The 13,816-nt window shown below is 42.2% G+C and carries 12 protein-coding genes; 8 read left to right on the top strand and 4 right to left on the bottom strand.

The features are described 5' to 3' along the window. Positions 1–33 precede the first annotated feature (33 nt). The 4 genes from jag to rpmH form a co-directional block, all read right to left on the bottom strand. Entirely contained in the window at positions 34–660 is a 627-nt protein-coding gene (gene jag, locus CHI10_RS17790; RefSeq protein WP_095245547.1) for an RNA-binding cell elongation regulator Jag/EloR, read from the bottom strand. Next, positions 657–1,442 carry a YidC family membrane integrase SpoIIIJ gene (gene spoIIIJ, locus CHI10_RS17785; protein WP_095245546.1) on the bottom strand — a complete coding sequence of 262 codons (786 nt, stop codon included), beginning with the start codon at positions 1,440–1,442 and terminating at the stop codon, positions 657–659. The genes jag and spoIIIJ overlap by 4 nt, the downstream gene beginning before the upstream one ends. 138 nt (positions 1,443–1,580) lie before the next feature. Continuing rightward, positions 1,581–1,949 carry a ribonuclease P protein component gene (rnpA, locus tag CHI10_RS17780; RefSeq protein WP_095245545.1) on the bottom strand — a complete coding sequence of 123 codons (369 nt, stop codon included), beginning with the start codon at positions 1,947–1,949 and terminating at the stop codon, positions 1,581–1,583. Positions 1,950–2,087: 138 nt separating this feature from the next. Next, positions 2,088–2,222, bottom strand: a complete 135-nt coding sequence (gene rpmH / locus CHI10_RS17775; RefSeq protein WP_095245544.1) for a 50S ribosomal protein L34 — start codon at positions 2,220–2,222, stop codon at positions 2,088–2,090. An 852-nt stretch (positions 2,223–3,074) separates the two neighbouring features. Between rpmH and dnaA the strand changes: the two genes are divergently transcribed. The 8 genes from dnaA to CHI10_RS17735 all read left to right on the top strand — a co-directional run bounded on the left by dnaA (position 3,075) and on the right by CHI10_RS17735 (position 13,612). Beyond that, complete coding sequence (gene dnaA, locus CHI10_RS17770; protein WP_095245543.1) at positions 3,075–4,421, top strand: chromosomal replication initiator protein DnaA; 1,347 nt, start codon at positions 3,075–3,077, stop codon at positions 4,419–4,421. A 176-nt stretch (positions 4,422–4,597) separates the two neighbouring features. Then, entirely contained in the window at positions 4,598–5,734 is a 1,137-nt protein-coding gene (gene dnaN, locus CHI10_RS17765; RefSeq protein ID WP_095245542.1) for a DNA polymerase III subunit beta, read from the top strand. Between the two features lie 201 nt (positions 5,735–5,935). Continuing rightward, entirely contained in the window at positions 5,936–6,163 is a 228-nt protein-coding gene (gene yaaA / locus CHI10_RS17760) for a S4 domain-containing protein YaaA (RefSeq protein WP_483294959.1), read from the top strand. Between the two features lie 41 nt (positions 6,164–6,204). Continuing rightward, positions 6,205–7,323, top strand: a complete 1,119-nt coding sequence (gene recF / locus CHI10_RS17755) for a DNA replication/repair protein RecF (RefSeq protein WP_095245541.1) — start codon at positions 6,205–6,207, stop codon at positions 7,321–7,323. A gap of 9 nt (positions 7,324–7,332) precedes the next feature. Then, complete coding sequence (gene remB, locus CHI10_RS17750; RefSeq protein ID WP_095245540.1) at positions 7,333–7,581, top strand: extracellular matrix regulator RemB; 249 nt, start codon at positions 7,333–7,335, stop codon at positions 7,579–7,581. 120 nt (positions 7,582–7,701) lie between these two features. Next, on the top strand, positions 7,702–9,624 hold the full coding sequence (gene gyrB / locus CHI10_RS17745) for a DNA topoisomerase (ATP-hydrolyzing) subunit B (protein WP_095245539.1): 1,923 nt from the start codon (positions 7,702–7,704) through the stop codon (positions 9,622–9,624). A 295-nt stretch (positions 9,625–9,919) separates the two neighbouring features. Then, positions 9,920–12,445 (top strand): DNA gyrase subunit A, encoded by a 2,526-nt coding sequence (gene gyrA / locus CHI10_RS17740; RefSeq protein ID WP_095245538.1) that lies wholly within the window; start codon positions 9,920–9,922, stop codon positions 12,443–12,445. Positions 12,446–12,541: 96 nt separating this feature from the next. Next, positions 12,542–13,612: an HD-GYP domain-containing protein gene (locus CHI10_RS17735; RefSeq protein ID WP_095245537.1), complete on the top strand. Its 1,071-nt coding sequence runs from the start codon at positions 12,542–12,544 to the stop codon at positions 13,610–13,612. The last annotated feature ends 204 nt before the right edge of the window (positions 13,613–13,816 follow it).

The following is a 13,816-nucleotide window of genomic DNA, read 5'->3' as shown; positions in this document are numbered from 1 at the left end:
TCGGGGGTGGACAAGGCGCTTCCGCTTTTCTTGCTATCTTGTTCTGGCTGGTGCAATGACGATATGGCGATGCGGGTCATTGCCATCCGAATAGGTTTTGATTCGCTTATTATTTACGAGAGCGGTATGGATCACTTTGCGTTCATAGGAAGGCATAGGCTCCAGCGCAATTTCTTTTCCCGTCTTCAAAGCTTTTTGAGCAAGCCTTTCAGCCAGTTGAATCAGGGTATCCTGGCGTCTTTTCCGGTAATCCTCTGCATCGACCACCACATTTAAGTACTGCTCGGCATAGCGGTTGATGACCAGCTGTGTCAAATACTGGAGAGAATTGAGCGTTTGCCCTCTTTTTCCGATTAAAAGAGCTATCTTTTCGCCGGATAAGATAAATTGAACATTTTTTCCCTCACGTAATGTTTCAATTTCGATGGGCACGCCCATTTTTGCACTGACATCTTTAAGGAATTTTTCCGCTTCCTCAATCGGATCAGGCTTTTTCACAGCTTTCACCACGGCCGGCCGGGATCCGAAAATCCCGAAAACGCCTTTTTTACCTTCATCAACAATAGTAATCTCTAAGCGGTCTTCTGTTGTGTTTAATTGAGCTAAAGCTGACTCTACTGCTTCCTTGACGGTTTGTCCTGTAGCAGTTACTTGTTTCACTTTTTGGCTCCTCCTGCATTTCCGGCCGCTGCAGCTTTCAGGTCCGGACCTTTAATGAAATACGTTTGAATGATCATGAAGATATTACCCACTACCCAGTATAAAGAAAGAGCTGCCGGGAAGTTAATGGCAAAAACAACGATCATAATCGGCATTAGATAAAGCATCATTTTCATTTGTGCAGCCATTTGCCCTGTGTGCTGAGTGCCTGCCATCATCATTTTCTGCTGAATGAACGTTGTCACACCTGCAATTAAAGGCAATAAGTAAATTGGATCCGGAGAACCAAGGTCAAACCAAAGGAAATTATGGTTTGCAATTTCGCGCGTACGTGTAATTGCATGGTAGAAACCGATCAGGATCGGCATTTGAATCACTAGCGGGAAACATCCTGCAAGCGGATTAACGCCGTGCTTTTGGAATAAAGCCATTGTTTCCTGCTGCAGCTTCTGCTGGGTTTTCTGGTCTTTCGAGCTGTATTTTTCACGAAGCTTCTGCATTTCTGGCTGAATCGCCTGCATCGCTTTTGAACTTCTCGTTTGTTTAATCATCAATGGCAGGATCACAAGACGGATAATGATCGTCACCATAATGATCGATAGTCCATAGCTGCCGCCTGCAAATTCCGCTACCTTAATAATAAACAGCGAAAGCGGGTAGACAATATACTCGTTCCAAAAGCCTTTGCTATCAGACGTAATCGGCTGGTTGATTTCTGTACAGCCCGATAAAAGGGCCATCACAAACACTAAACCGATTAGTAGGAATATTCGTTTCTTCAACCGTTTTTTCCTCCTTAATTGCTCCTGATAATAGTCTGGATTTCATTTGCTCATCCCCCGGCCAGAGGGACATGCTCATATGTATCTTATTTTAACATCTTTTAAAATGAAGTGCTTCATAATAAAGATAGATAACGATTATTTGTTTTTAGTATTTCCAAGTCCCGGTTTATTCAAAACCCGCGAAACCTTCAATACATGGATCAGACTCTTTTTCACTTCATGAAAATCCATTTCTGCCACCGGTTTCCTTGCAATGACGATCAGATCATATTGCGGCTTTACTTCTTCCTCCAGTTCTAAAAATGCCTGGCGGATATACCTTTTGATCTGGTTTCTCATGACGGCATTGCCAATTTTTTTGCTGACAGAAAGCCCGATGCGAAAATGACTCTGCTCCTCTTTTCTCAAGATGTAAACGACAAATTGGCGGTTGGCGAATGACTTTCCCTTTTTAAAGGCCTCTTGAAATTCTTTATTCTTTTTTACACGGAACTCTTTTTTCATGTCATCACCTACTCAGAAAAGCGCAAGCGCCTAGGGCCACCCTGCATCTTCTTGAGGGGGCTGGCGCTGGAGCTAGACATTATCTAATTTGGACATTTATCTTTACATGGAAAAAAAGACCACTGACGTTTCAGTGGCCTAAGCAGATAATACTTTTCTTCCTTTGCGGCGGCGGCGAGCTAGAACGTTACGTCCTGTCGGAGAGCTCATGCGGCTGCGGAAACCATGAACCTTGCTTCTTTTACGCTTGTTTGGTTGATAAGTTCTTTTCATATATGACACCTCCCTGAGGAATTGCTGTTAAAGACAGTCTTTCTAATTATATAGATGTAACTAGAAAATTGTCAACTATGCATATAAGTCAATCTGCCTTCAATGGCAAAGAAATAGTAGTTTGAACCTGGCTTCCTCTCATTGCTTCTCTTTTTCTTTTTTACAAATCTGAAAGAACCCACTCAGAAAGTTTACCTTCTTTTTGCCTGAATGTCATCCTAAAATTTCATTTTTCCACGTTTTTCTCATTTCTCCATTGTAAAAGCTTTTCTTGGAGACTGCAAATTTTCCCTGACACGGGCATGATTGGTCCGCTAAAAAGGCAATTACATTCCAAGTCCATTGGAATAGAATTCCCCCTCAAAAAAGGGCTGTGGATAAAATTTCGACAAGTTTTTTATTATCCACATCACATATTGACAGGTTTTGCACACAACCAGTGGCTGTGGACAATTTTTATGAACAGGGATGGGTATGTTGTGGATAAGGGTTTAAAAAGCATTGCAGTTAAAAGCATTATCTGTTATCATAATTGTGTTTTCACACTTAATAAATCATTGTGCATATCTTCGTTATCCACAAATTGTGGATAACATGTGGACAGGTTATCCAAGGGGTTTGTAAAAGTTTGTCCACAGACAGTGGATACTGTCGAAATTCCACTTTACTTCCTTATTATATGATTTTCCACATAAACAGTTTCGTATATTTATAAACTTCAGGGTTATACAGCGTGTATAACCTATCGTTTTTGTGGCGCGAAACAAAGAAAAAGCAGAGATGTCTACGTATAGACATTTGAGCTTGAACGTAATTTAAATATTAATTTTAGATGGAAAAGGAGGGATATCATTGGAAAATATTGCGGATCTTTGGAATAATGCTCTGGCCAATATCGAGAAAAAAATCAGCAAGCCCAGTTTTGACACATGGCTGAAATCGACAAAGGCGCATTCTCTGCAGGGAGACACTTTAGTCGTTAAGGCCCCGAATGAGTTTGCCCGTGACTGGCTTGAAGAGCGTTATTCCCAGCTGATCTCCGGAATTCTTTATGACATTACCGGTGAAGAATTAGGAGTGAAATTCATCATTCCGCAAAATCAGAGTGAAGAAGAAATCGATCTTCCTCTTCCGCCAAAAAAGAAAAAGCAGGATGAAGAACAGCCGGAACTGCCTTTAACGATGCTGAACCCGAAGTATACATTCGACACGTTTGTCATCGGATCCGGAAACCGATTCGCCCATGCAGCTTCACTAGCTGTAGCAGAGGCACCGGCGAAGGCATATAATCCTTTATTTATTTATGGGGGAGTTGGACTCGGAAAAACTCACCTTATGCACGCAATCGGCCATTATGTATTAGATCATAATCCTTCAGCTAAAGTCGTATACTTATCTTCCGAGAAATTTACGAACGAATTTATTAACTCGATCCGAGATAACAAAGCGGGCGATTTCCGCGATAGATATCGAAATGTGGATGTTCTTCTTATCGATGATATTCAGTTTTTGGCTGGAAAAGAACAGACGCAGGAGGAATTTTTCCATACTTTTAATACATTGCATGAAGAAAGCAAGCAGATCATTATTTCAAGTGACCGTCCTCCAAAAGAAATACCGACACTGGAAGACCGTCTCCGCTCCAGATTTGAATGGGGACTAATTACTGACATTACACCTCCTGACCTTGAAACGCGTATTGCCATACTGCGTAAAAAGGCCAAAGCAGAGGGACTTGATATTCCTAATGAGGTTATGCTTTATATTGCCAATCAGATTGATTCCAACATCCGTGAGCTTGAAGGTGCTCTGATTCGTGTAGTAGCATACTCCTCTTTAATAAATAAAGATATAAATGCCGACCTTGCAGCAGAAGCTTTAAAGGATATTATTCCAAGCTCCAAGCCAAAGGTCATTACCATCCTTGAAATCCAAAGGGTGGTTGGGGAACATTTTAATGTAAAGCTTGAGGATTTTAAGGCGAAGAAACGAACAAAGTCTGTCGCATTCCCCCGTCAGATCGCCATGTATTTGTCCCGGGAGTTAACCGACTTTTCTCTGCCTAAAATAGGAGAGGAATTTGGCGGAAGGGACCATACGACCGTCATTCATGCCCATGAAAAAATATCAAAGATGCTTCAGTCTGATTCACAATTTGAAAAACAGCTGAAAGAAATCAATGAAATGCTCAAGGTATAATGTGTATAACTTGACCTGACTTACACACAGTCTGTCCACATGTGGATAGGCTGTGTTTCCTTTCGAAAAATGCAGTTATCCACATACTAACAGGCCCTACTAGTACTTCTACTATTTTTTTATAAAAAATATATATATTCAATACGCCATTAAAATATGCTTGGAGGATTTAAAAAATGAGATTTATAATCCAGCGCGACCAGCTGGTCCAAAGCGTCCAGGATGTTATGAAAGCTGTAACAAGCAGAACGACTATTCCCATCTTAACGGGGATTAAAATCGTTGCTTCTGAAGAAGGGGTTACATTAACGGGAAGCGACTCTGATATTTCCATTGAATCTTTTATTCCTAAAGAAGAAGACGGAAAAGAAATTGTTGAGATCAAACAGCCTGGTGCCATCGTGCTCCAAGCGAAGTTCTTCAGTGAAATCGTTAAAAAGCTTCCGACTGACAGCGTGGAAATAAGCGTGGAAAACCATTTGCAGACAGTCATCCGCTCAGGTAAATCTGAATTCAATCTTAATGGCCTGGATGCTGAGGAATATCCGCACCTGCCTCAAATTGAAGAAGAAAAAATGTTTAAAATTCCTACGGACCTATTAAAAGCAATGGTTCGCCAAACCGTTTTCGCAGTGTCCACCTCAGAAACACGCCCTATCTTGACAGGTGTAAACTGGAAGGTGGAAAACGGCACATTAACCTGTATTGCAACAGATAGCCACAGATTGGCTTTGCGAAAAGCGCAGATCGAAACAACGGCCAGCGAAACCTACAATGTGGTTATTCCAGGAAAAAGCTTAAGTGAATTAAGCAAAATTCTAGATGACAACAATGATTTAATCGATATCGTTATTACGGAAAACCAGGTTCTCTTTAAAGCCGAGCATCTTCTGTTCTTCTCAAGGCTGCTTGAAGGGAATTATCCGGATACATCCAGACTGATCCCTTCAGACAGCAAAACAGATGTGGTCGTCAATACAAAAGAATTCCTGCAGGCTATTGACCGTGCCTCTTTACTTGCGAAAGAAGGCCGTAACAATGTGGTCAAGCTTTCTACAATCGATGGAGGTTTTATTGAAATTTCATCCAACACTCCTGAAGTCGGAAAAGTAGTCGAAGAAGTGCAGAGCAAATCCATAGAAGGCGAAGAACTAAAAATCTCCTTCAGCGCGAAATTCATGATGGATGCCCTAAAAGCACTCGAAGGCTCTGAAATTACCATCAGCTTCACCGGCGCCATGAGACCATTCATCATCAAACCGTTAAACGATGAATCAATACTCCAATTGATTCTGCCAGTTAGAACATATTAAGAAAAAGCTGCCGGCTGTGCCGGCGGCTTACTTTTTTACCGCCAGAATATTGGCCAATACCAAGGGAATAATGAAAATAACGGGCTGCAGACGACTTTTCTTTGTGTATCTGAGATTTATTTAGTAAAATAGAATATTAGATACCATTCTGAAATTGTTTTGCCAAAGTGCAGAAAAAACTGCAGCACTGGAAGTCGGACAATGGGAAAGAGTGAAAATATGACGGAAATTCAAATTGATACAGAATATATTACGCTGGGCCAATTTTTAAAAGCCTCAGATGTGATTCAAACAGGCGGAATGGCCAAATGGTTCCTGAGTGAATACGAAGTCTTCGTCAACGGCGAGCAGGATCAAAGACGGGGAAGAAAGCTAAGAACCGGAGATAAAATCGAAATTCCGGATGTCGGTGAATTTACGATCGTCTAAACGCCGTTTTTAGCGTTAATATTTTAAAGGATGTAGCGTCTATGCATATAGAGCAGTTGCTGTTAAGGAATTACCGGAATTACGAAGAACTTGAAGTCAATTTTGAAAATAAAGTGAATGTAATTTTGGGAGAGAATGCACAGGGAAAGACAAATGTCATGGAATCGATTTATGTGCTGGCAATGGCAAAGTCACATCGGACATCAAATGACAAAGATCTTATTCGCTGGGATCAGGAATATGCTAAAATAGAGGGAAGGGTTCAAAAAAGGCAAGGATCCCTGCCCATGCAATTAGTTATCAGCAAAAAAGGCAAAAAAGCCAAATGCAATCATATAGAGCAGCAGAAATTAAGCCAGTATGTCGGCAATATGAATGTTGTGATGTTCGCGCCTGAAGATCTCCATCTTGTGAAAGGGAGCCCTCAAGTAAGGCGTCGCTTTATTGATATGGAGATTGGGCAGGTTTCGCCTGTCTATTTGCATGATATCAGCCAGTATCAGAAAATCCTCCAGCAGCGCAACCACTATTTGAAGATGCTCCAGATCAAAAAGCAGACCGACCATACCATGCTTGAGATTTTAACTGAGCAATTCATAGAAATGGCTGCAAAGATTGTTTCAAAGCGCTATGAGTTCCTCCGACTCCTCGAGAATTGGGCACAGCCGATCCATGAAGGAATTTCAAGAGGGCTTGAGACCTTGAAAATTGAGTACAAGCCTTCTGCTGAGGTATCAGAAGAACAAGATTTGTCGAAAATGGTTAAAGTGTACCAGGATAAATTCGAAAAAGTGAAGAACAGGGAAATAGACCGCGGCGTCACTATGTTTGGGCCGCATCGCGATGACCTGATTTTTCATGTGAATGGGCGCGATGTGCAGACATTCGGTTCACAGGGCCAGCAAAGAACTACGGCTCTATCGGTCAAGCTTGCTGAAATTGAACTGATCCATTCTGAGATTGGGGAATATCCCATTCTGCTGCTTGATGACGTCCTCTCGGAATTGGACGATTATCGCCAGTCCCATTTATTGAATACCATCCAAGGAAAAGTACAGACGTTTGTCACTACTACAAGCGTTGATGGAATAGACCATCAGACACTTAAAGAAGCAGCAGCGTTCAATGTGGAATCAGGGAGAATCAAGAAGATTCAGTGAGGTGATCGCATGTACATCCATATAGGTGAAGATGTGCTGGTCCGGGCAAGGGATATTGTCGCTATTATTGATAAAGAAACAGTCCTTGCTTCCGAGTATGCAAAAGAGCATAAGGAGAGCCGGGAGGAACCAGTTGTGAACCTCGCGAAGGGTTCCTATAAATCTGTGGTCGTCACAACAGAAAAGATCTATTTTTCTCCGCTATCCTCAGGCACGTTAAAAAAACGATCCCATAAACTAAGTGTTCATGAATTTTAAAGACAGGCCGGATCCGCTATGGAAAGAGGCAAGTCAGTGAAAATTATAGTTTGGCTCATTTCAAATGCCAGGCTTTTTTATAGATTAGTGAAATAGAAAGTGCAGGTGACCGATGTGGCAATGGAGCAAAAGGCAGTGCAGGAACAATCCTATGATGAGAATCAGATACAGGTACTGGAAGGTCTGGAAGCGGTTCGGAAGCGTCCGGGAATGTATATCGGTTCAACAAGTGCCAAAGGGCTTCACCATCTTGTTTGGGAAATAGTCGATAATAGTATAGATGAAGCACTGGCAGGCTATTGTTCTGAAATCAATGTGATTATCGAAAAGGATAATAGTATTACGGTAGTGGATAACGGACGTGGGATCCCAGTCGGAATCCATGAAAAAATGGGGCGACCGGCAGTCGAAGTCATTATGACGGTTCTTCATGCAGGCGGTAAATTCGGAGGCGGCGGATACAAGGTTTCCGGAGGTCTGCATGGTGTTGGTGCTTCAGTAGTTAATGCGCTATCAACAGTACTTGAAGTATTTGTTCATCGTGACGGCAAGAAACATTATCAGAAATTTGAGCGCGGCGTTCCAAGTGCTGATCTTGAAGTGATTGGGGAAACCGATCACACAGGAACTACTATCCACTTTAAGCCGGACAGTGAAATCTTCACTGAAACGCTTGAATATGATTATGAAACCCTTGCAAACCGTATTCGTGAGCTGGCTTTCCTGAATAGAGGATTAACCATTACGATTGAAGATAAACGTGAGGAAAATAAGAAAAATGAATACATGTACGAGGGCGGCATTAAATCGTACGTTGAACATTTGAATAGAACGAAAGAAGTTCTCCATGAAGAACCAATTTATATTGAGGGAGAACGTGAAGGCATTACAGTTGAAGTCTCCATTCAGTATAATGATGGCTACACAAGCAATATTTATTCTTTTGCCAATAACATTAATACGTATGAAGGCGGAACACATGAATCAGGGTTTAAAACCGCTCTAACAAGAGTCATTAATGATTACGCCAGAAAAAGCGGTTTATTCAAAGATAATGATGCTAACCTTTCTGGCGAAGACGTCCGTGAAGGTATAACGGCGATTGTATCTATAAAGCATCCAGACCCTCAGTTTGAAGGACAGACTAAAACGAAGCTTGGCAATTCAGAAGTGCGAACTGCAACTGATACGATTTTTGCGGAAGCTCTTGAGAAGTTCCTGCTGGAAAATCCGTCGGTAGCCAAGAAAGTTGTCGAAAAGGGATTAATGGCTGCACGTGCCAGACTGGCAGCTAAGAAAGCCCGGGAACTGACCAGAAGAAAGAGTGCTTTGGAAGTATCAAGCCTGCCGGGGAAACTGGCTGACTGCTCATCTAAAGATGCTTCCATATCGGAACTTTACATCGTTGAGGGTGACTCTGCCGGAGGCTCAGCCAAACAGGGACGCGACCGTCACTTCCAGGCAATCCTGCCGTTAAGAGGGAAAATCCTTAACGTTGAAAAGGCCCGTCTGGATCGAATTCTTTCCAACAATGAAGTGCGGGCTATGATTACTGCAGCCGGTACAGGTATTGGCGAAGACTTTGATATTGCAAAAGCCAGATATCATAAGATTGTGATCATGACCGATGCCGATGTGGATGGAGCACATATCAGAACATTATTATTAACCTTCTTCTACCGTTATATGAGACAGATTTTAGAAGCGGGCTATATTTACATTGCGCAGCCGCCATTGTATAAAGTACAGCAGGGCAAGAAGATTGAATATGCCTATAACGAACGCCAGCTTGAAGAAGTCATGAGCACCATGTCCAGCCAGCCTAAGCCGAATGTTCAGCGCTATAAGGGTCTTGGCGAGATGAACCCGGGCCAGCTGTGGGAGACAACGATGAATCCCGAAACACGAACACTGCTGCAGGTGAGCCTTGAAGATGCCATTGAAGCAGATGAAACGTTTGAAATATTAATGGGCGATAAAGTGGAACCACGCCGAAACTTCATTGAAGAAAACGCCCAATATGTAAAAAACCTAGATATATGATCAAAAGCCAGGATAGGATGACTATCCTGCTTTTACATAAAAACTGTTTTTACAGGGTTTGTTGCTTTTCGCATCTTATTTGCTGAGTTGATTGGAGCGGAAGGTGCGAGACTCCAGCGGGAGGAGCGGGACAGGTGAGACCCCGCAGGCGAGAAGCGCCGAGGAGGCTCAGCGCCCGCCCCGCGGAAAGCGAGCATCCTGGAGTGGAGATCAACGGACTATATTTTAATAAATGTTTGACAAATTAAGAGGCTATGGGTAAATTCCAAGCCCCTTAAAAAGGGAGGTTCTTTATATGGCTGATACGCCAAGGTCCCAAATAAAAGAAATTAACATTAGCCAGGAAATGCGTTCATCATTCCTGGACTATGCCATGAGTGTAATTGTTTCACGTGCCCTTCCGGATGTGCGTGATGGCTTAAAGCCGGTGCATCGCCGGATTCTTTATGCGATGCATGATCTCGGCATGCATTCAGATAAGCCTTATAAAAAATCAGCACGTATCGTCGGAGATGTCATTGGTAAGTATCATCCGCACGGAGACTCTGCTGTTTATGAAACAATGGTTCGTATGGCACAGGACTTTAACTATCGATACATGCTGGTTGATGGACACGGCAACTTCGGTTCAGTGGATGGCGACTCTGCAGCTGCCATGCGTTATACAGAAGCACGTATGTCCAAAATATCAATGGAGCTTTTACGGGATATCAATAAAGACACCATTGATTATCAGGATAACTACGATGGGGAAGAAAGGGAGCCGGTTGTATTGCCTGCCCGTTTCCCTAATTTGCTGGTCAATGGAACATCAGGAATCGCTGTCGGGATGGCTACTAATATTCCTCCCCACCAGCTTGGTGAAGTAATTGATGGGGTTCTGGCCATAAGCAAAGACCCTGAAATGACTATTCCGGAACTAATGGATATTATCCCTGGGCCGGACTTTCCGACTGCCGGAATGATTTTAGGAAGAACCGGAATCCGCAAAGCCTATGAAACCGGCCGCGGTTCAATTACTTTACGTGCTAAAGTAGAGATTGAAGAAAAAGCTAATGGCAAAGAGACCATTCTCGTACATGAAATTCCATATCAGGTTAACAAAGCAAAGCTGATTGAAAAAATTGCGGAACTTGTCAGAGATAAGAAAATTGATGGGATCACCGACCTGCGTGATGAATCTGACCGTAATGGAATGCGAATTGTCATTGAAGTCAGAAGAGACGCAAATGCAAGTGTATTATTAAATAATCTCTATAAACAAACTGCCCTCCAGACAAGCTTTGGAATTAATCTTCTGGCATTGGTGGATGGACAGCCTAAGGTTCTGAATTTAAAACAGTGTCTTGAGTATTATTTAGAACATCAAAAGGTTGTTATACGCCGGCGGACACAATTTGAATTAAGAAAAGCACAAGCCCGCGCACATATTTTAGAAGGCCTAAGGATCGCCCTTGATCATCTTGATGAGGTAATTAGTCTGATCCGCAGCTCACAGACAACGGATATTGCACGAGAAGGCTTAATGACCAAATTCAATCTTTCCGAAAAACAGGCTCAGGCTATCCTGGACATGCGTCTGCAGCGTCTGACAGGCTTGGAGCGTGAAAAGATTGAAGAAGAATATGCAAACCTTCTGGCCCTTATTGCAGAATTAAAAGCTATTTTGGCTGATGAAGAAAAAGTACTGGAAATCATCCGTGAAGAATTAACGGAGATCAAGGAAAGATTCAACGATAAACGCCGGACTGAAATAGTCGCAGGCGGCATCGAAAACATTGAAGACGAAGATTTGATCCCACGTGAGAATATTGTTCTGACACTAACTCATAAGGGATACATCAAGCGTCTTCCGGTCTCGACTTACCGCGCCCAAAAACGCGGAGGGCGGGGAATCCAGGGAATGGGAACCAATGAGGACGATTTTGTGGAACACCTCATTACCACATCCACACACGATACAATTCTTTTCTTTACGAACAAAGGAAAGGTTTATCGCGCTAAAGGATATGAAATACCTGAATTCAACCGTACTGCGAAGGGGATACCAATCATTAACCTTCTTGGAGTGGACAAAGATGAATGGGTAAATGCAATAATTCCTGTTGAAGAATTTGCCGATGACTGGTTCCTGTTCTTTACCACTAAACAGGGAATTTCCAAGCGTTCACCATTATCATCCTTTGCCAATATCCGCAATAATGGCTTAATTGCATTAAATCTGCGTGAAGATGATGAATTAATATCAGTGCGTATGACTGATGGCAGCAAAGAGATCATTATCGGAACCAGCCATGGCATGCTGATCCGATTCCCTGAAGAAGATGTCCGTTCGATGGGAAGAACGGCAACTGGTGTTAAGGGAATTAACTTAAGCAATGGTGATGAAGTTGTTGGCATGGAAGTTCTTGAGGAGGACAGCCAAGTCCTGATTGTAACCAAAAACGGCTATGGAAAACGTACCCCAGCCGAAGAATACCGTGTTCAGGGCAGAGGCGGTAAAGGAATCAAGACCTGCAACATCACGGATAAAAACGGAAGCCTTGTTTCCATGAAAGCTGTCACAGGGGAAGAAGACGTTATGCTTATTACAACAGGCGGCGTCCTGATCCGTATGGCAGTCAGTGATATTTCCACCATGGGAAGAAACACGCAGGGTGTCAGACTTATCCGCATAAATGAAGAAGCAGGCGAAGCCGTTTCGACTGTAGCAAGAGTTGAAAAAGAAGAGGAAAAAGATGACGAAGAATTAACAAAGCCTCTTGAAGATGCCGATTCACTTCCAGAAGAAGAAGTAACTGGCGATAATAGCGAAGAATAACTGCAAGAAATTTCGGGGAACACAAATTTGTGTTCCTTTTTTTTGTCCAAATAATGTAAAATAGTAAAAAAGACTCATATTTGGAGTGTGGAAACAGTGCGTGTACCCATACAGGAATTAAGAGAAGGCTGCATCTTATCGGAGGATGTTTTCAGTTTGACGAATCGCCCTATTATCAGCCAAAAAACAGTGCTGACGAAGGAACTGCTGGATATCATGAAAATATTTCTGATTGAGGAAGCAGAAGTTGAAACTACCATGGTCAGCGGAAAGTCAATGACTTCTGCCGGAAACATGGGTGAAGCTGATGAGGAAGTGGAATCAAGTCATATTAATACATTCCTGAAAGGCGTACAACATTTCAAAAGGGAATTTACATCCTGGCAATCAGGCCTTCCGGTGGATATCGCCAAAATAAGAAATATTATGATTCCACTGATTGAAAAAATGGAGAAGAATCCCACCTCTATCTTTTCCCTGCATCATCTTTCTACAAATGAAGATTATTTATACCAGCATTCAGTAGCAGTGGGAATGATCAGCGCATTTATAGGAAAAAAACTGAATTTTAATAAGGGGGAAGTTGTGCAGCTTGCCCTGGGAGGGTGCCTGGCTGATGCTGGCATGGCTAAAATAAACCCATCCATTTTGCACAAAAGCACTACATTAAACTCCGAGGAATTTGAAGAAATTAAAAAGCATTCGACCCTCAGCTTTAAAATGGTCCAAAATATTTCTTTGTTAAGAGAAAGCACTAAGATCGGCATTATTCAGCATCATGAGCGTCTGGACGGCAGCGGTTATCCATTTGGAGAACAAGGCAGCAAAATTAATCAGGCTGGACGAATCATTGCAGTTGCGGATGCATTTCATGCCATGACTTCCCAAAGGCTCTACAGAAGGAAACAATCTCCGTTTAAAGTGCTTGAAATGCTGATACAGGACAGCTTTGGCAAATTTGATATTCCATCCATCCAGGCGTTGGGTTCCGGAATCATGACTTTTTCCATTGGAAGCCTGGTGAAGCTTTCGGATGGCCAGACTGCTGAGATTCTTTTTATAGAAGATAAATCACCGACGAGGCCACTTGTGAAACTTATAGAAACCGGCGATATTATTCATTTAGAGAAAAACCGCCAGTTATTTATTGATGAAGTATTAAAATGACTGCATACCGCGGTCATTTTTTTATTAAATTCCTTTACTTTAAAAAAAGATTAAGTTTCTATTAAAAAGTACTTGCAATTAATAGAGTAGGACTGGTATACTTATTCAAGTCAGCAAGAGATTAACAACATCAATCGATGAGAAAAAACTTGTTGACATTGAATATCAGAAATGATATATTAATTAAGTCGCCTTAAGCAGCGG

Origin of the sequence: Bacillus sp. 7894-2 (assembly GCF_002272225.1) — a bacterium.
Lineage (GTDB): Bacteria > Bacillota > Bacilli > Bacillales > Cytobacillaceae > Cytobacillus.
This window is presented reverse-complemented; position numbering and strand designations above follow the sequence as displayed.